Genomic DNA, 18,544 nt, shown 5'->3' with positions numbered 1-18,544 from the left:
TATTACTGACCCACCGCATTCGCGAGCAAGCCCGCTCCCACAGGGGATTTGTGGTGTTTTTGGGTTAGTGGACGACCCAGCTCAGGAGCCACAGGCCCAGCAGCAGCCAGATGATGCCCATGATGATTGAGGCCCGCATGAAGGCGCGTACGGCCGAGTACAGCAGCATCAGGCCGATGATCAGGGTGATGATGCTGATGATCGAGGTGTCCATGCCCAAGGTGCGTGACAAACCGTCGATGAAGTTGCCACCGGCATTGGTCAGGGCACCGAACAAGCCGCTGAGTCCGTCGACGATAAAACGGATGACGGAACCGAGCGCCTGGCCCAACCATCCGAAAAAGCTTTCTACCTGCATATGTGTGTCCTGATGAGAAGGTGGGCGTATCTGTGCTTTTGGTTGTTATTGCGACGGGCTAGTTCCCTACAAGCATAGAGGTTTGCCGGTTTGAACATGGGTTTCATTAATTGTACAGGGTCCAGAGTAGGAGCCGGCTTGCCGGCGATTGCGGTGTGTCTGTGACCAATGTGCCAACTGATCCGCCGCTATCGCCGGCAAGCCGGCTCCTACGGGTTGTGCGTTGGGGGTTGGGGATTTTGGGGGTGGTTGTTGCGCTGATCTGGCTGGCTGATCGGATTTGGCCGTTGCCGTTGCCCAAGGACGATTTGGCGCGGGTGGTGCTGGCCGAGGATGGTACGCCGTTGTGGCGATTTGCCGATGCCAATGGGGTGTGGCGCTATCCGGTGCAGACGAGCGAGGTGTCGCCATATTACTTGGACGCGTTGCTGACCTACGAGGACCGTTGGTTTTACCAGCATCCCGGCGTGAACCCGCTGGCGCTGGTACGGGCGACGTGGCAGAACCTCACGGGCGCGCGGGTGGTGTCGGGGGGCAGCACCTTGTCGATGCAGGTGGCGCGGTTGCTGGATCCGCATTCGCGCACGTTCCATGGCAAGTTGCGCCAGCTTTGGCGCACGGCGCAGTTGGAGTGGCACCTGTCCAAGGAGGAAATCCTCAACCTCTACCTGAACCGCGCACCGTTTGGCGGTACGTTGCAGGGTGTGGCGGCCGCCAGTTGGGCCTACTTGGGCAAATCGCCTTCACACCTCACCCATGCTGAAGCCGCTTTGCTCGCTGTGCTGCCCCAGGCGCCGAGCCGTTTGCGCCCCGACCGCCATCCCCAACGAGCCCAGGAAGCCCGCGATAAAGTCTTGCGTCGGCTCGCCGAGTTCCAGGTGTGGCCGCAGGCCGCCGTCGATGAAGCCCTGGAAGAACCGCTGCTGCTTGCCCCGCGCCTGGAGCCGAGCCTGGCGCCGTTGCTCGCACGCCGCCTGAACCGCCCGGACAGCCCGCCGCTGATCCGCACCACCCTGGATGCGACCCTGCAACGTCGCCTCGAAGACTTGCTGCTGGGCTGGCGTGCGCGTCTGCCGGAGCACACCTCTGCCGCGATTCTGGTGGTGGAAGAAGAAACCATGGCCGTGCGCGCCTACCTCGGTTCGGTGGACATCAATGATGCCAAGCGCTTTGGCCATGTGGACATGATCAGCGCGTTGCGTTCGCCGGGCTCCACCTTGAAACCCTTCCTCTATGGCATGGCCCTGGACGATGGGTTGATCCACTCCGAATCCCTCCTGCAGGACGTGCCCCGGCGTTATGGCGATTACCGGCCGGGCAATTTCTCCATGGGCTTTACCGGTGCGGTGCCGGCGAGTACGGCGCTGTCCAGTTCGCTCAACCTGCCGGCCGTGCAGTTGCTGGAAGCCTACGGGCCGAAGCGGTTCGCCGCCGAGATGCGCATCGGCGGCGTGCCGTTGGCATTGCCTGCATTGGCCGAGCCGAACCTGGCGTTGATTCTCGGTGGTGCAGGCAGTCGCCTCGAAGACCTGGTGAGCGGCTACAGCGCCTTCGCCCGGAACGGCAGGAGTGCCACCCTTCGATTACAGCCGGACGATACGCTCAGGGAACGGCCGTTACTGTCGCCAGGGGCCGCCTGGATTGTGCGACGTATTCTCAGTGGCCAGGCGCGGCCGGATCGCGACCCGCGTGCCGAGTTGGTGCAGCGCCCGGTGCTGGCCTGGAAAACGGGCACCAGCTATGGCTTTCGGGATGCCTGGGCGATTGGCGTGGGCCCACGTTATTTGATCGGCGTGTGGATCGGCCGCCCGGACGGCACGCCGGTGCCGGGGCAGTTCGGCCTCGCCTCGGCCGCGCCGTTGATGTTGCAGGTGCATGACGTGCTGACCAACCGCGACAGCCAGCGCGGCATCAGCGCACCGGTCAAGCCGGTGCCGGCCAATGTCGGCGTGGCGGCGATCTGTTGGCCGCTGGGCCAGCCCATGAGCCGCAGCGATCCCAATTGTCGTCGCCAGCGTTTCGCCTGGACGCTGGACAACACCACGCCGCCCACCTTGCAGGCGCTGGACCAACCGCTGAGCGTGGGCTTGATGGACAGTGTGTGGGTCAATGCCAAGGGCCTGCGGGTCGAGGCCCATTGCCCTGGCGCCGAGCACAAAAACATCGCCTTGTGGCCGGCGCCCCTGGAACCCTGGCTGCCCAGGGCTGAACGCCGCGAAGCGCGCATCCCCGCGGCCGACCCCGATTGCCCGCCACCGGCACTGGCCGCTTCTTCACCGCTGTCGATCGTCGGTGTGCGCGAAGGCGACCAGCTACGCCTGCCCGCCGCCAGCCAACAGGCGCTGCGCCTGAAAATTTCCGCCCTGGGCGGCAGCGGCCGGCGCTGGTGGTTTCTTAATGGCGCGCCACTGGGCGAAAGCGCCAACCAGGACTTTATCAACGCCAGTTTCGAGCGCCTGGGCCGCTACCAGCTCAGCGTCCTCGACGAAGCCGGCCAGACTGCCCGACTCGAATTCAGCGTCGTCGACTAGGGCCCCATCGCAGGCAAGCCGGCTCCTACATGTTGATTTGCGAATGCCGTCAAATGTGGGAGCTGGCTTGCCTGCGAAGGCGTCCTCAAGGCCACCCAGAGATTCACTTGCCTTCAAGTCTAATCCCCCCGAAGCTATCCACCTTCAGGAGCCCCCGCATGAACCTTGAACACCTCACCGAACGCCTGCACCGCATCCGCGATAACAACGACTGGAAGCCATTCCACAGCCCGAAAAACCTGGCCATGGCCGCCAGTGTGGAAATGGCCGAACTGGTGGAAATCTTCCAATGGCTGACCGAGGACCAATCGCGCCAGCTACCGGCTGACAAACTCGCCCATGCCGGGCAGGAAGTCGGCGATATCGTGCTGTACCTGTTGTTGCTGTGCAGTGAGCTGGGCCTGGACATGAATGAAGTGGTGCGCGCCAAACTGGCCGACAGCGAACGGCGGTTTGCCCATGAGTGATCGTCATTTCGACCAGCTCGCCACGCGCTTCGCCGAGAAGATCTACGGGGGGGCCAAAGGTGCCATACGCCTGGCAGTGCTCCAGGCCGACCTTACCGAAGCCCTGCCCAAGCGCCCGTTGCGCGTGCTGGATATCGGCGCGGGCCTGGGGCACATGTCGCTGTGGCTGGCCGAGCAGGGCCATGACGTTACCCTGGCCGAACCTGCCGAACCAATGCTCGAGGGGGCCCGCCAGCGGTTTGCCGACGCCGGGCAGACCGCCACTTTTATCCATGCGCCCTGGCAAGACCTGCTGGGCCAGCTCACCGAACCCTACGACCTGGTGTTGTGCCACGCGGTGCTGGAATGGCTGGCCGAACCCCACGCGATCCTGCCGGTGCTGCACCAGCTTACGGTGCCCGGCGGCTGGTTGTCGTTGGCGTTCTATAACCGCGATGCGCTGATTTACCGCAACCTGCTCAAAGGCCACTTCCGCAAAATGCGCAAGAACGACATGGCTGGCGAAAAGCAGAGCCTCACGCCGCAACAACCACTGGACCCGCGTGAGTTGGCGGCGCAACTCCAAGGCCTTTGGCAGGTCGAAAGCCAAAGCGGTGTGCGGGTGTTCCATGACTATATGCCGGTGGAATTCCAGGCTCGCGCGGATTTGCAGGACCTTTTGGAGATGGAACTCGCTCACCGTCGTCACCCAAGCTTTGCCGGACTTGGGCGTTATTTGCACTGGATCTGCCGTCCGGTTTAAGCGGCCCAGTCTGCGGAGGTCGAAATGCGCCGTCTCTGTTTGATCCTGTTGTCCCTCGGGCTTGCCGCGTGTTCCAGCCCCAACCCTTATGTCGCGGCCTCGGCACCGATCCCGCCGGCGCCGCCCCAGGCCGCCAACACCTTCGATGCCAGCGCCTACCCGGCGCCCGTGCGCGACTACGGTGCCTACCGCAATTGGGCCTGGCGCAATGGCCAACTTCCGGCGGGCACGGCCTGGGCGGATTCGGCGCAGATTGCCGAAGCGGTCAGCGGCGCCCTCGACCAGCGCGGCCTGCGCCCCTTGCACGACAACCGCCCGGCAGACCTGCTGGTGAGCGCCGATGTGCGCCTGGAGAAGCGTCTCAAACAAGCCCAGGACGACTATGGCTACGGTTATGGCGGCTATAACCGCTATGGCAATGGCTACGGCATGTACAACTCGGTGCCGATCGTGCGCACCTATGAAGTTCAGGTCGTGGTGGTTCGCGTCAATCTATTCGATGCCCGTACCGGTCAGCCGGTGTGGAGTGCCAGCGCGGAGACTGGCAGCCAGGGAAGCCTCAGCGAGCGGGGAGATGCCTTGCGCCAGGCGGTGCAGAAGGCAATGACGGCGTATCCTCCCAGTTAACAGCTATTCTCATCTCAAGCGCGGGTCGCTCTTTGGAGAACAATCATGTTTCGTCGTATCGCTACGCTTGCTGTTGTCGTGCTGCTGGGCGGTTGCCAGACCAGCCAGGTCAACCACGACTTTGATGCCAGCCGGGATTTTGGTGCCTACCGCAGTTGGGCCTGGAAAGACCCGGCGCTGCAATATCGCCCTGATGATCCACGCATCAAGAGCGACCTCACCGAACAGCGCATCCGCCAGGCCGTGGGTGAACAACTCGACCAGCGCGGCCTGCGCCCAGCCGCGTCGGGCACCAAGGCAGACCTGAACGTACAGGCCTACCTGATCGTCGAAGACCGCCAGCAACAAGTCACCACCAACTACGGCGGCGCCTGGGGTGGCCCGTGGAATGGCTATTGGGGCGCGCCGATGTACAACGAAACGCGCAACATCACCTACAAAGTGGCGACCATCCAGATCGACCTGCTCGACGGCAAGGACGGCAAACTGGTCTGGCGTGGCAGCGACGAACAAATGATGGCCAGTTCGCCCAACCCCCAGGATCGTGACAAAGCCATCCGTACCACCGTCACCCGCGTCCTCTCCAGCTACCCACCCCACTAACCTCTCCCTATTTCTGTGGGAGCCGGCTTGCCGGCGATGGCACCCTGGGTTCCGATGGAGAACTCAAGACCCCCATCGCCGGCAAGCCGGCTCCTACAAGTTGTGCACGCTGCCAGCGCGCGCCCCAAGCCTTGTCTACACTCCAAAGCAACTACACGGAGAGTAAGCGCTAAGGAGTGCCTGATGTCTCCCCGACTTCGTTCCAGGCAGCGTGGTGCGATAGGCTTGATGGCAGCGGGCACCCTCGCGGTCGCCATGGTGTTCATGCTGCTCGCGGTGGACAGCGGCCGCCTCTACCTGGAAAAGCGCAAGTTGCAGTCCATCGCCGACACCTCGGCCCTGGAAGCCGCCAGCCGTGGCGGCCTCTGCAGCCCTGCCACCACAGCCAACGACTACGCCAAGGAAAACGCCACGCGCAACGGCTTCACCGTGGTCGCCGGCGACAACAGCCGTGGTCTGGCCGTGACCTGCGGCTCGCTGGTGACCAATGCCAGCAATATCCGTGTGTTTACGGCGGATGCCACCAAAAACGATGCCGTGCGCGTGGTCGCGACGCGTAGTGTGATGACGAGTATCGCCGGTGGCATCTGGAACATGTTCAGCGGCACGCCTGTGTCGACGCAAACCGTCCTGAGTGCAACCGCTGTGGCGGCCTATGCGCCGCCGGTGGCGCAACTGACAATTCGCAGTAGTTTGGGCACCATAGACTCAGGTAAATCGGATGTTTTGAACCTGGTGATTGGGCGCCTCCTGGGAGGCAACCTATCGCTGACCGCGGCGGGTTGGAATGGGTTACTCACCACCAATGTGAATTTACTCAGCTATCTGGATCAACTGGCGATCAAATTGAACGTAAAGGCGGGCGACTACGATGCGTTGCTTAAAACGGCGGTGTCCGCCAACGAATTGATTGAAGCGGCTGTGACGGTACTGCAAAAGAATGGATCTGTGGCGTCGGCTATTATCAATGACGCTATCAAGATTCAAGCGATTACACCTAATACCAGGCTTCTGACGGTAGGGGACTTGCTGAAGGTAGCAACAGGCACCCCGGCAGCGGCCTTGAACACCAGTGTTCAGCTATTCCAACTGCTCGAGACGGTGGCACAGCTCTCCAGCAGCAAAAGTGCGGTCAGCGCGGAAGCTCAACTGAATGTTCCGCTAGTGGGGACTGTTTCGATCCAGACCAAAGTCATCGAGCCGCCGCAAATGTCGGCCATTGGCAATCCGGCAAAAGCCAAGGCCGGGCTCTTGAATAACCCGCAAACGGATCAGATTTTTGTACGCACAGCTCAGGTACGCACGTTGGTCACCGTTGATGCGCCTATCATCAAGGTGGTTTCGGGCGTTTCATCAATACTCACCGGGCTTGCGACGCCGGTGTCGAAGGTGGTCGGCGGTTTGTTGAACCTGAATCTTCTCGATGTGGTGGCCGGTGTCGTGTGTATATTGGGGTGCAATGTCGCCGACGTGGATATCAACCAATCCTTGTCCATCTATATTGAAGCGGCCAGTGCGGAAAGCCATGTGACCGACTTCAACTGCGCCACGCCGGCCACCAAATCGTTGACGGTGCAGGCCACCACCTCACTTGCTACCTTGGGCATTGGCTATGTTGATCCGGTGGCGGCGTTTTCATCGTCTGCGCCGGTCAATGTGCAACCAGTGAGGCTGATCGACTTTGGCCAGCGCTTTTGCCTACTGACACTGGTTTGTGGTCCGCGCACAGCCGGCGTCGGCGGCGGCCTGAACCTGAAGGCGTTATCCACCGTGGGGGCGCAAACCAATACGTTGCTGTTTTCTCCGGTGAATGACATCAATGCGGCGACGATCTATAAAAGTCCACCCGGCACCGCAAATATCGTGAATAGCCTGGGGGCTACCTTGAGCGGCTTGCAGGTCACCTATGTACCGCCTGCGGGGAGCACGCCGGGTGCGCCGAATGGCACCGTCACCAATGCACTGGCGACCATTGTCAGCTCGGTGATCAGTCTGGTCCAGAACGTACTGGCGCCGATCCTCGACCCGATCGTCAACACGCTGCTCTCAGCCCTTGGCATCAGCCTCGGCAACGCCGAAGTCGGCGCCAACCTCAGTTGCCACATGGGCCGCGCCTACCTGGTGATCTGAGCCACCGGCAACTCCACACAAAACCTCGCGCCGTGTTCCCCATTGGTCACGCTCAAGCGCCCGCCCATGTTTTCCACAATCCCGTAGCTCACCGACAACCCCAACCCCGTGCCCACGCCAATCGGCTTGGTGGTGAAGAACGGTTCGAAAATCCGCTCCAGCAACCGAGGGTCAATACCGCCGGCGTTGTCTTCGACCCAGATCCGCACATGGCGGCTGTCATGCTCGCAATGCACCGCGATCCAAGGGCTCAACGCCGGGGTCTGTTCCCGTTGGCTCAACAGCGCATCACGCGCATTCACCATCAGGTTGATCAGTACTTGCTCAAGCTGGTCGACATGGCCTTTGACCTGCACCGTGAAGTCCGCCGGGGTGACGCGCACGTCCACGCCTTTGCCGCGCAAGCCGTCTCCGAGCAGCGACAGCGTGCCTTCCACCGCCTGCGACGGGTCGAAGGGGTGCTGTTCGATTTCCGAGCGGCGGCCGAATACGCGCATATGGTCCACCACTCGCGCCGCTCGCTGTACCTGGGTGTCGATGCGCTGGAGTTTTTCGGTGAGGTAGTCGATCTGCGCATCGCCGTTGCTCAGACGCTTGAGCACATTGACGATGGCCATGCGCATCACGTTGAGCGGCTGATTGATCTCATGGGCCAGGCCGGTAGCCATTTCGCCCAAGGTGGCCATCTTGGCGCTCTGGGTCAGTTGCTGCTGGGACCGGCGCACCTCGGTGTTGTCGCGGCCCACCGCTTGCACCTCCACCAGCACGCCGTGTTCGTCGAACACGCCACGGTCCGACCACACCCACCAGGCATGTTCGCGCCCGGGCAATTCCAGGCTGATTTCGGCCGTGCTCACCGGGAACTCCGGGGTCAACTGGCCAATGCGCTGTACAAAGGCCTGGCGTTGCTCATCCGACAACCAATCCCCCAGGTTCAGCCCCGGCAGTTGCGCGGGCAGGTATTCCAGGTAGTTGGCCAGCGGGGTATTGCCGAAGGTCAGGGTCAGGTCCGGGCGATAGCGGCAGATCATCGCCGGGGAGTCTTCGACCAGGATGCGGTAACGTTCTTCGCTCTGTTTGATCTGTTCGGCGGCCTGGGTCGCCTCGGTGACATCCAGCCATAGGCCGACAGCTTCCAGCGGCAATCCGAGGTCATCGCGCAGTAATTTGGCTTCATCCAGCAGCCAGTGGTACTGGCCCTGTTTGTCGCGCAGGCGATAGCGGCTGCGCACAGCGCCTTCGCGCAGCAGTTGGCGGGAGCGTTCGAAGTAAAGGTCGCGGTCTTCGGGGTGGATCAATGACGCCAGGCTGTCGTGATTGCAGTCGGCCAACGTCCAGCCCAGCAGCGGCAGCAGGCTGTCACTGAAGAAGGTTGGATGCAGGGCGCCGCTGACGTAACGCTGCACATAGATCACCGCCGGTGAACTGGCGATGAGGTTGTCCAGCCGCGCATGGGCGGCTGCGGCTTGCAGTTGCTGGTTCTTGATGTCGCTGATGTCGAGCATGAAACCGACCCAGCGCCGGCTATCGCCGACCCCCAGCACTTGGCCCTGCAGGCGGTACCACAGCGGATTGTGGTCGGCGTCGGTGCGTTGCAGGCGCACGCTGGTCAGCAGCGGTTTGCCGAGGGCTTGCAGGTCGTGCAGGCGGCTGGTGAGTTCCTGGCGATCGGCAGGGTGGATCAGTTCCAGCCACAGGCCCAGCGACTGGCGGGTCGGACCGTCTTCCAGGCTGAGGCTGCGTTGCAACTGCGGGGCCAACTGGATTTCGTGGGTGGCCGGCAGCAGTTCCCACCAGCCGGTGCCGAGCAGGCCTTGCAGGGCTTCCATGCGATCGAGTTGCTGATGGTAGCGTTGCTCGCGCAAGCGGCTCAGCAGCGGGGCGGCGAGGGCTGCGGTGAGGTCCAGCCAATCGCGGTCGCTGGTGTGTTGATGGCCGCTGTAGAAGCCGCAAAGCAACCAGGCGGTGACGCCCTGGCTGTCACGGTAGGGCACCAGCAGTCCATCGGCATTGCCGAAAATGCTGTGCAGGCGTGGGTTGTCGCCGCGCTCCTGGGCCAGGCTCAGCGGTGTATTGCCATTGGCACTGTCCAGGCTGGTGCCCAACGGCTGGCCGGTCTGCCACAAGGCGGGCGCGTCGTGGGCGGCGTAGTGGCTGTAGATCCGCCAGCCCTGGTCTTCTTCATCGAGCAAGGCCATGGCGACGCAGGGGATTCGCCAGCGCTGGGCCAGGCTGCGCAGGTGCTCGTTGAACACCTCGGGCAAGCGGGTCAGGCTGCACACTCGCAGTTGTTCGCTCATCTGGCAGGCGAGTTGATGGTTCTGCTCGCGGTGGTGGGCCAGTTGCCTGCCGGCGAGCAAGTCGCCAACGTCCAACAGGCGCAGGCTCCAGCCATCACCCTCGGGTTCGATCCAGCCACGGGTGTGCAGGACCTGGCCGGTCGCGCCCAGGAAGTCCAGGTCCAGGCTCTGGCGTTGCCAGTCTGCGGGGTTGCCTTCGATACTCAGGGCGCTGCTGGCGCACAGCAGTTCACGTAGCAGCGGCCGAGTCTGCGCCGCGCCATGCGGCGCAAGCTGCGGGCGCAGGGTACCGCTGATGCTCAGCACGTGGCCGTGGGGGTCCAGTTGCAGCTGCAGCCCTGGCGTGGGCATGCCGGGCGTGTCGAGGGCAAGCGTGCTGGTGCGGCCGAGCAGGCGCCCGAAGAGGTTGTCCCCCGAAGTCAAAATTGAATACTCGAACTGGCGAACAGGTTGGCCGGCAGATTCGGGACGGTGCCTATGACCGGGAGTACCAGCGCAGGGAACACTGAATAGAGGCGGCTGGTGGGGTATTTGATCGAGACGGTCAGCGTTGTGCCGACATAGGTGGCGGTGATCAAATCGTCGGAAAACTGGAAGCTGGACGGGATCCATTTCAGCTGGGTTTTCGCTGTTGTTTTGGCGCGTGCGATCACCTGTGTGGGGTAATCGGTACCGGCGGCCACCGGGTCCACCGACATCGCCTGCCGCACGGCCTCGGCGGCCGCCTGGTTGAATGACTGCATCATCAGCAGTGGCAGGCTGTAGCTGATCAACCCGTAGAACACCGCAAAAAAGATCCCGAAGACGAGGGCGAACTCAATCGCCGCCGCACCTTTTTGCTTTCTAGGGAGGCCTCTTTTCATGACTGCGTCTACCCTGACGGCTAGTACCTGATATCAGCATAGAATCATTCAGCGAAAAGGGATGTTTTTTACGTGATCCATGGCGTGGTGATACTGCTCTGGTTGGGGCTCTGTGCGTGGCAGGACATGCGTCAGCGGCAAATCGCCAACGGGTTGACCCTGGGTGTGGCGTTGCTGGCGCTGATCTACCTGTTGTGGGCAGGCGCTACCTGGCTGGGCGCGCCCGCCAGCGAAGGAGGGTGGGCCTTTGCAGTGGCGTTGCTGCTGACCTTGCCGGGTTATGCGTTGGGACGTTTTGGCGCGGGGGATGTGAAGCTGCTGGCCGCCCTGGCCCTGGGCAGTACGCTGGATGCTTTGTTGTGGTCATTGATCGGTGCCGCCGTGTGCCAGGGCGCCTGGGTGCTTATCCGTCAAAGGCTTAGCGCGCGCCAGCAAACACTGGCCGCGGGAGTGTCAACAAAACAGCCTTTTGCGCCCTTTGTACTGACAGGGTTTGCGCTCTACTGGTTTTGGATCCTTTAATTGCAGAAGGCCTCTATCGCTATGTACATAGTCGGAAAGTAGGTCTACGTTTATTGGGTGGGTGTATAGGATTCTTCGTCAAAAGGGATAGGTCAAACTTTTGGCTTGCCAGGCATGGAGTAGCGCGTGAACAAGCTTACCTCGGCGGTGAAAGTGCTCGTGGTCGACGATCAGCCGTTGATCGTGGAAGAGCTCTGTGAATTTCTTGAAGGCAGCGGTTACCGCTGCGTCCCTTGTGAGTCCAGTCGGCATGCGTTGCAGCGCTTCAGTGAGGACGCTGAGATCGGCCTGGTGTTGTGCGACCTGCACATGCCGGACATGGACGGCATCGAACTGGTGCAGGCCATGCAGAAAGTGGCCGGCAAGCAGCGGGCGTTCGAGTCGATCATGCTCACCGGGCGTGCCGACAAACAGGACGTGATCAAGGCGCTGCGCGCGGGCATCTCGGATTACTACCAGAAGCCCATCAACCTCGATGAATTGCTCGAAGGCCTGCAGCGCCAGGAAGCGGCGCTGGAGGAGCGGCGAAAAGAGCTGCAACTGGGGCACCTGAACCAGAAGCTGCAATACCTCTCTGAATCCATCAATGACCTGTATCAGGACCTCGACAAAGTACGTCGCAGCCCTGGCGCCGGGTTGGCGGATGACGGCGAGCTGGTCGCCGAGGAGGCCGGGCCGGTGGAGATCCCGACCATCTTCAACCAATTGTCGCCGCGCCAGCTGGATGTGGCGCGCCTGGTGGGCAAGGGGCAGACCAACTACCAGATCGCCTGCGAACTGGGGATCACCGAAAACACGGTCAAGCTCTACGTGTCGCAGGTGTTGCGCCTGACGCATATGCACAACCGCACCCAATTGGCCCTGGCCTTGTCGCCGAACAACTCGGCGATGCGCCAACGGGTGACGGCGCACTGACGCGCCAGGGGTTATTGACTCTTCCCGCTCTTGGACGAGCCACCGGATTCTGTTTCAAAGAACTCCGGGATCGGGTGCTTGTTACTGTCCAGCCAACGCTGCAAGGCCTGCTCCCGTTCCGCCGGCGTGGTTCTTTGCGGTGTGGCTGAAGCCGCACGCCCATTGACCTGCAAGGCCAGCCAGTTTTCTGTCTCTGCTTGCTGCGGGGACGACGGCCCCGGTTCCAGGGCCAGTGCGCTCAGCGGCAACAGTGCCAGGCCGATAAGGTAGTGTGCTTTCATCGATCGCTCCTTACTTGATGGTCACCGGCAGGGCATCGCTGACCGCCGCGACTTTGCGCGCCGCCGCGCTGGAACCCTTGAGTTTTTCCGCGCGGGCCTGGGCATCGGTGACTTGTTCGGGGCTCAGGCCCAACTGGCCGACCACCTTCGCCGCTTGCCCCCAGTCGTCCTGATAGATCAACAACGTCACCAGGTTGACGGCGGCCAGCGAATCGCTCTGCTTGAGCTCGATGGCGGTCATGAATTCAAAGCGGGCGTCTTCCATGCGCAATTGGTTGAGGTACACGACGCCCAGGTCATTGCGGATTTTTTCGTCGGTGGGCGCCAGTTGTGCCGCTCGTTGCATATGGGCCATCGCCAGGCTGTTGTCACCCCTGGCCGCCGCCAATTGCCCCAGGCCGTGCTCGCCTTCGGCGGTCATGCAGGTGCCGAGCAGGCTGCGGTACAGCGGCTCGGCCTCGCTGCGCCCCAGCAAGCGGTAATTGCGGGCCTTGCGCTGGCGTACTTGGGGCAAGGCCTCCGGCAGGCTTTGCAGGTTGGCCAGACTGGCGTGGAGCTTGCCTTCGTTGGCCAGGTCATCGGACAGGTTGAGCGCCAGTTCCTGGTCCGAGCTCGGCTTGGCGCAACTGCCGGATGAGGTCAACGCTGCCCAGGGGGATTGGCCATTGGTGGCACAGCCGCCGAGCATCAGCAGGACCAGGCCGGCAATCAGTGCTTTCATCAAGTCTTCCTCAAAAGTGGGTCAAGGCGCGAGCGATGCCGATGAAGGCCGGGCCGCCGAGTACGATCAGCAATGCGGGGAACAGAAACACCATCATCACCACCGACATTTTTGCCGACATCTTCGAGATGTATTCCTGCAAGCGGGTCAGGCGTCGGTCGTCGAGCAGTTGCTTGAGGGCCAGCAACGACTTCATCGCGCCGCCGCCCTGCTGGATCAATTGCTGGAGGATGATGCAGGTATCGGTGAACTCATCCACTTCCAGCAAGCGTGCGGTCTTGCCCAGTTCTTCGCCCAGCTCCAGCCCGGAATCGACCCGCGCCAGGATCAGGCGCAGTTCGTGCGTGAGGTGGGGGAGCAAGCGTTGGGCGTCGTTGCCAAGCACCCGTAGCGACTGTTCAACCGCCATGCCTGACTCAAAGAGGATGCGCAGCAGTGGAATGAAGGTCGAGATTTCAGTGGCGATGGTCTGCTGACGATGTTTGGCGGCAGCGGCAAGCACGCGTTTGGGCAGCAGGTAGCCGATGCCCAAGGCAAACATCGGGGCAATCCATGCCGGGTCCGCGTGAGGGAACAGTACCTCTTGGCCAAGGAGCGTCAGACCCAGTAGAACGATGGGCGTACCGATCTGAAAGGCCGCAAACAGCGAGCGTTGGCTGGACTTTCGCCAGCCCACTCGGTTGAGCAGTACCTGGCTCTCGTTGTCCAGGCTGACCGAGCGCTGGGCCAGGGTACTACCGCCCAGCTGACGCATGAGCGTGCCGAGCCTGTCATCGCCGCCCATTCGCCCTTGCAGGCGTTCAGCGACCCGACGGTCACGCCGGCGATGTTCGAGCAATTGGCCCCCAACCAATACCAGGGCGGCGAGCAGCATCAGGGCACTGGCCAGAAGAACCATCTCAGACGCTCCTCAGCATGCGCCACATGATTAATGTGCCACCAATGTCCATGGCCAGTGCGCTGAACAGCATGATGCGTCCGGTGTCGTCGTTCCACATGGTCATCAAGTAGTCAGGGTTGACCATGATGAAATAGCCCACGATCAGTACTGGCAACCCACCCAACACATACGCAGTCATACGGGTTTCACCCGTCATAGCCTTGAGTTGACGGGCGCCCTGTTCCCGCTCGCGGATCATTTTGATCAGGTTTTCCAACAACTCGCTGGCATTGCCGCCATAGCGGTGGTTGACCTTCAGCCCCAGGGCGAACAGGCGGAATTCGTCCTGTTCGTAGAACTCGGCGAAGTCGCTGACCGAGTCCGGCAGGCTGACACCCATGCGCACGTTGCGCTGTACGCGGCCCATGGCTTCTTTAAGGGGGTTCTCAACGCTCTCGACTCCGCCCAATACGGCGTCGGCCAAGGTTCTGCCGGACTTGAGGCTGCGCACGCTGTGGTCGAGCAACTGCGGCAGTTGTTCGACCATGCGTTGCACACGCCGTTGATAACGCCAACTGATGTACACGCGCAGCGCCAAGGGCGGTCCTGCGATCATCGCGATCAGGCCCAATCCGTCGGCGAACAGCCAACCCAGCAGCGCGCCGATCACCCAGGCGCTCAGCCACAGGCCCAGGCGGTCGGTGGGTTTGCCCAGCCCGGCGCGCTGGAACATGCGCTCAAGGCCCGTCCACGTGGTAGTGGCTTCCTGCGTTTCGGGCTGGCCGTCACCGAGGCGCTCGAGCACGCGGTCCGTCTGGGCTTTGCGCAGGCCGTGGTGAAACTGCCAGAACGACAGGCCGATCAGCAGCAGGCAGACAAGCAACAGGATCGGTCCGGTCATCAAACGCTCCCTATGACTGCAACGCCGATTCGCGGCGCAGTTTGTCGCCGGCCGGGTTGAGGGCTTCGCGCAGGAAACCGAAACCGGTACGCCGGTCGAGGCGGAACAGGGTGTTGGTGACATACACGTCTTCGCGTACGCCGACCACTTCCACCACTTCGCTCACGCAGCGTCGGCCATCGGGCATGCGCGTCAGTTGGATGATCACGTCCAGCGCGGCGCAGATCATCTGGCGCAGGGTTTTTTCCGCGACCACACGGCCGGTCAGGCCTACCAGGGTTTCCAGGCGCAGCAACGCATCCTGGGCATTGTTGGCGTGCACGGTGCTCATGGAGCCGTCGTGGCCGGTGTTCATCGCGGTCATCACGTCGAGCACTTCCACGCCACGGATTTCCCCGAGGATGATGCGGTCCGGACGCATCCGCAGAGCGTTGCGGATCAGGTCGCTGGACCTGACCTCGCCGTGGCCTTCGGCATTCGGCGGCCGGGTTTCCAGGCGGACGACGTGGGGGTGACCCAGTTGCAGTTCGGCCACATCTTCGATGGTCACCAGGCGCTCGTGAGGGTTGATCAACTGGCTGAGGATGTTCAGCAGCGTGGTCTTGCCGGTGCCGGTACCGCCGCTGATCAGGATGTTGCAACGCTTGCCCACGGCCTCCTGGAAGAACTCGAAAATGCTCTGGTCGATGGTCTGCATGGCGACCAGGTCACTGCTCTTGAGCATGTCCTTGCGGAATTTTCGAATCGACAGGCATGGCCCGTCCAGGGCGATCGGCGGGATGATCGCGTTGACCCGGCTGCCGTCGGGCAGGCGCGCATCCACCATCGGCGAGGACTCATCCAGGCGCCGGCCCAGCGGCGCGAGGATGCGTTGCATCACACGCTCGACATGGTGGTCGTCGATGAAGCGCAGGTCGCTCTGGTGCAACAGACCATCGCGTTCGATAAACACCCGGTGCGGGCCGTTGACCAGGATCTCGGTCACCGACGGGTCACGCAACAGCACTTCCAGCGGGCCGAAACCGGTGAGCTCGTCGACGATCTCTTCGGCCAGGCGCTCCATTTCATAGCGCGAGATCGCCAGGCGCATGCGCGTGATGTACTCGGAGACCTTGTCGATGACAAATTGCGCCAGGGACTGGCGCGTACCTTCGAGCAGGTTCTTACCCGACTCCTCGATGGCGTCGATGATGTAGCGATGCAGAACCAGTTTCAGGCCATCGTTATCGCTATTGTCGTGAGTGCTGCGGGCCGGGCCGCCAAACAGTTTTTCGCCGTTCATCGTCCCGACCCCAGGAAGCGCTCAAACCAGCGCATGGACGGTTTTTCCAGACCCTCGGAGCGTTTTGCCAGGCGCTCGCCCAGGGTGCGCACGGCTTGGGTCAAGGGTTCACGGGGCGCCAGGGCGAACAGGGTCTGGCCCTGGTTCTTTACGTTCAGGCGCAGTTCGGCGCTCAAGGGGAGTACGGCGGTGCATTCAAGGCCGAAGCTTTTTTCCAGTGCTTCGATGTCCGGTGCGCAGGCCTTGATATAGCGGTCCACCACCAACCTGGCGTGATCGAGCTTCATGCCTTTTTCACGCCAGCGGTTGAGCACGGCGAGGTTGCGGCGACAGTCCAGTACGCTCTGGTCGGTGCACCACAGCAGTTTGTCGCAGTGGCTGACAAAGGTGCGCAGCGCTTCACTGTCAGGCTGCCCGGTAATGTTCACGACGATATGCTGGAAGTGTTGGCGCAATGCACTGAGCAACATGTACAACTCGGCGGCGCTGGTCAGTTTGAGCGGCTCGTCACCGGTGGCGTACGCCAGGATGCGCAGGCCATCCAGGGCGAGGGTGAAAGCGCTGTTGATCAGCGTGGTATCGAGGCGGCGCAGGTGCCGCAACGCATCACCGAAATTGAAGGTGCTCTCCAGGCCCAGCAGTGCCAGGCTGTCGCTGCGTGGCAGGCCCAGGTCGAGCAGCAGGGTCTGCTGCCCGCTTTTCTGCACCACCAGGGCCAGGTGGGTGGCCAGCATTGCTCCGTCGGCGTTGCTCTGGGTACCAAACAAGACGGTCAGGCCACCCAACTGCGCACTGGGGGTCACGGTCGGCAGGCGCTTGCTCAGGCGTCGCACCAGGCCTGCCACTTCGCTGGAGCGCGAACCGTAGGCGACGAAGTCGCGGGCCCCGGCACGCATGGCGTTGAGTACCAGCTGGTTGTCCATGCCATCGCCGAGGGCGACCACGGCGAGCATCGGCTTGGCTTCCAGCGCCCCTTCGATCAGCGCGCTCTGGGCCACCACGTGTTCACGGTCCAGGCCGACAAACACCAGGCTGGCGAACGTTACATCCACCAGCGCCAGCAGTTCATCCAGGCTGCCGGTGCCGGCGCTGACGACTTGGCCAAGCGGCGCAAGGGCGCCCTGCAGCCACTCCAGGTCGGTGGTGTTGCGGGTGATGGCGAGGAAAGTTTGGCTCAGGCTATCGCTCATTGGGAAAGTCCACTGCGACGGTCGAAATTACCGTTTTCAAGGAAGAACAGCCGGTACCAGTTCGGGTCGTAGCTGCGCAGTTTTTCGCCGGGCAAGGAGGGCAGTTGCGCATTGGCGGCCAACGGCTGCACCAGGTGCGGCGTGACGATCATCAGCAGTTCCTTTTCTTCGCGGCTGATAGTGGAGTCGCGAAAAAATGCGCCGAGGATCGGGATGTCGCCCAGCCCGGGAAACTTGCTGATGGTGGAGCGGTTGTTGGTGCTGATCAGGCCGCTGATCACAAAACTTTCGCCATCGGCCAGGGACACGCTGGTGTCGGTACGGCGTACGGTCAGCGCCGGGACCTGGATGCCTTGGATCTGCACCGCGTTGCTGTAGTCCAGCTCGCTGACTTCCGGCGCCACCTTGAGGGTGATGCGGTTGCGATCAACCACCGTAGGGGTCAGGGTCAGGCGAATGCCGAACTCCTTGTATTCGATGGAGATGGTGTCGCTGCCGGAACTGGGCACCGGGACCGGCACCTCGCCGCCGGCCAGGAAGGACGCACTCTGGCCGCTCATGGCCACCAGGCTCGGACGTGCCAGGGTGTAGGCGAAGCCGCTGCGTTCCAGGGCGTTGATCATCGCCGAGACCCGCCCGCCGCCGAAGCCGACGTTGAAACTGTCAGGGCTTACCGGCAGTTTGAAGACGCCTTCCGAGGGGGATAGAAGATTGGGGCTGCCGAGGAAAAAGTTTTTACCGGCGCCCAAAAGCCGGGTGCTGGCTTCCTTGAGCTTGGTGCGGCTGACTTCCACGAAGCGGATATCGGTCTGCACCTGGCTGGGCAGCAGTGGGTCTTCGGACGGCGACAGCGACAGGCTGGTCAGCGCCGAGGTGGCCTTGCCCTTGACGAACACCATGCTTTGGCGCGGCGCGCTGGCGCAGCCCGTCCACACCATCAGGCTGGTGGCGCCGGACGAGACGCCGGTCAGCAGGAAGTTGCGGTCGCCGTTGACCCGCACATCGGCGATTTTCGGGTCTCCGATTGCCAGCCGCGTGATCGCCACCGGCGATTGCAGCTCCTGTTGCAGGCCTTCTCCCACTTCGACCACGGCGGGCAACTGGCCCAGGGCACTGCAGTTGCCGGGTGCCGCCAGGACCATGCCCACCGGCAGGCTCGACAGCATCAGGGCCCAGGCCATTTGCGTGAACATGGGTGCGTAGCGATGGCTCATTCAAGGCATCCTTGTTC

18 protein-coding genes are annotated in these 18,544 nt (G+C 62.4%); 8 read left to right on the top strand and 10 right to left on the bottom strand.

Annotation, left to right across the window (positions count from 1 at the left end):
• Positions 1–64 precede the first annotated feature (64 nt).
• A complete protein-coding gene (locus tag BM70_RS0119960; protein ID WP_012722009.1) occupies positions 65–358 on the bottom strand; it encodes a hypothetical protein in 294 nt (97 codons plus the stop codon).
• Positions 359–576: 218 nt separating this feature from the next.
• Between BM70_RS0119960 and pbpC the strand changes: the two genes are divergently transcribed.
• The 6 genes from pbpC to BM70_RS0119930 all read left to right on the top strand — a co-directional run bounded on the left by pbpC (position 577) and on the right by BM70_RS0119930 (position 7,458).
• A complete protein-coding gene (gene pbpC, locus BM70_RS0119955) occupies positions 577–2,889 on the top strand; it encodes a peptidoglycan glycosyltransferase PbpC (protein WP_043274303.1) in 2,313 nt (770 codons plus the stop codon).
• A 158-nt stretch (positions 2,890–3,047) separates the two neighbouring features.
• Positions 3,048–3,356 (top strand): MazG-like family protein, encoded by a 309-nt coding sequence (locus tag BM70_RS0119950; protein WP_025857622.1) that lies wholly within the window; start codon positions 3,048–3,050, stop codon positions 3,354–3,356.
• The gene (locus BM70_RS0119945) at positions 3,349–4,098 is read left to right on the top strand and encodes a methyltransferase (RefSeq protein ID WP_025857621.1); all 750 of its coding nucleotides are present in this window, start codon (positions 3,349–3,351) and stop codon (positions 4,096–4,098) included. The genes BM70_RS0119950 and BM70_RS0119945 overlap by 8 nt, the downstream gene beginning before the upstream one ends.
• 24 nt (positions 4,099–4,122) lie before the next feature.
• The gene (locus BM70_RS0119940; protein WP_025857620.1) at positions 4,123–4,725 is read left to right on the top strand and encodes a DUF4136 domain-containing protein; all 603 of its coding nucleotides are present in this window, start codon (positions 4,123–4,125) and stop codon (positions 4,723–4,725) included.
• Between the two features lie 45 nt (positions 4,726–4,770).
• On the top strand, positions 4,771–5,328 hold the full coding sequence (locus tag BM70_RS0119935) for a DUF4136 domain-containing protein (protein ID WP_025857619.1): 558 nt from the start codon (positions 4,771–4,773) through the stop codon (positions 5,326–5,328).
• Between the two features lie 183 nt (positions 5,329–5,511).
• On the top strand, positions 5,512–7,458 hold the full coding sequence (locus tag BM70_RS0119930; RefSeq protein ID WP_025857618.1) for a pilus assembly protein TadG-related protein: 1,947 nt from the start codon (positions 5,512–5,514) through the stop codon (positions 7,456–7,458).
• Here BM70_RS0119930 and BM70_RS0119925 read toward each other — a convergent pair.
• Entirely contained in the window at positions 7,443–10,181 is a 2,739-nt protein-coding gene (locus BM70_RS0119925) for a PAS domain-containing sensor histidine kinase (protein WP_025857617.1), read from the bottom strand. The two genes, BM70_RS0119930 and BM70_RS0119925, sit on opposite strands and share 16 nt — an antisense overlap.
• Positions 10,178–10,621 (bottom strand): TadE/TadG family type IV pilus assembly protein, encoded by a 444-nt coding sequence (locus BM70_RS0119920; protein WP_025857616.1) that lies wholly within the window; start codon positions 10,619–10,621, stop codon positions 10,178–10,180. The genes BM70_RS0119925 and BM70_RS0119920 overlap by 4 nt, the downstream gene beginning before the upstream one ends.
• Before the next feature lie 72 nt (positions 10,622–10,693).
• Here BM70_RS0119920 and BM70_RS0119915 point away from each other — a divergent pair, with 72 nt between their 5' ends.
• Positions 10,694–11,143 (top strand): prepilin peptidase, encoded by a 450-nt coding sequence (locus tag BM70_RS0119915; RefSeq protein ID WP_025857615.1) that lies wholly within the window; start codon positions 10,694–10,696, stop codon positions 11,141–11,143.
• A 126-nt stretch (positions 11,144–11,269) separates the two neighbouring features.
• The gene (locus tag BM70_RS0119910) at positions 11,270–12,058 is read left to right on the top strand and encodes a response regulator transcription factor (RefSeq protein ID WP_025857614.1); all 789 of its coding nucleotides are present in this window, start codon (positions 11,270–11,272) and stop codon (positions 12,056–12,058) included.
• 11 nt (positions 12,059–12,069) lie between these two features.
• Here BM70_RS0119910 and BM70_RS0119905 read toward each other — a convergent pair whose 3' ends face one another.
• From BM70_RS0119905 to BM70_RS0119875, 7 genes are read right to left on the bottom strand one after another with little or no spacing between them, the layout of a single operon-like run.
• Positions 12,070–12,339 carry a DUF3613 domain-containing protein gene (locus BM70_RS0119905; protein ID WP_025857613.1) on the bottom strand — a complete coding sequence of 90 codons (270 nt, stop codon included), beginning with the start codon at positions 12,337–12,339 and terminating at the stop codon, positions 12,070–12,072.
• A gap of 10 nt (positions 12,340–12,349) precedes the next feature.
• The gene (locus tag BM70_RS0119900; RefSeq protein ID WP_025857612.1) at positions 12,350–13,060 is read right to left on the bottom strand and encodes a tetratricopeptide repeat protein; all 711 of its coding nucleotides are present in this window, start codon (positions 13,058–13,060) and stop codon (positions 12,350–12,352) included.
• Between the two features lie 10 nt (positions 13,061–13,070).
• On the bottom strand, positions 13,071–13,958 hold the full coding sequence (locus BM70_RS0119895; protein ID WP_025857611.1) for a type II secretion system F family protein: 888 nt from the start codon (positions 13,956–13,958) through the stop codon (positions 13,071–13,073).
• A gap of 1 nt (position 13,959) precedes the next feature.
• Positions 13,960–14,841, bottom strand: coding sequence for a type II secretion system F family protein (locus BM70_RS0119890; RefSeq protein ID WP_025857610.1), 882 nt, complete (start codon positions 14,839–14,841; stop codon positions 13,960–13,962).
• A gap of 10 nt (positions 14,842–14,851) precedes the next feature.
• The gene (locus BM70_RS0119885; protein WP_025857609.1) at positions 14,852–16,123 is read right to left on the bottom strand and encodes a CpaF family protein; all 1,272 of its coding nucleotides are present in this window, start codon (positions 16,121–16,123) and stop codon (positions 14,852–14,854) included.
• Entirely contained in the window at positions 16,120–17,313 is a 1,194-nt protein-coding gene (locus BM70_RS0119880; protein ID WP_025857607.1) for a pilus assembly protein, read from the bottom strand. The genes BM70_RS0119885 and BM70_RS0119880 overlap by 4 nt, the downstream gene beginning before the upstream one ends.
• A complete protein-coding gene (locus BM70_RS0119875) occupies positions 17,310–18,527 on the bottom strand; it encodes a type II and III secretion system protein family protein (protein WP_025857606.1) in 1,218 nt (405 codons plus the stop codon). The genes BM70_RS0119880 and BM70_RS0119875 overlap by 4 nt, the downstream gene beginning before the upstream one ends.
• Positions 18,528–18,544 lie beyond the last annotated feature (17 nt).

This window comes from Pseudomonas sp. CHM02 (genome assembly GCF_000612585.1).
GTDB lineage: Bacteria > Pseudomonadota > Gammaproteobacteria > Pseudomonadales > Pseudomonadaceae > Aquipseudomonas.
This window is presented reverse-complemented; position numbering and strand designations above follow the sequence as displayed.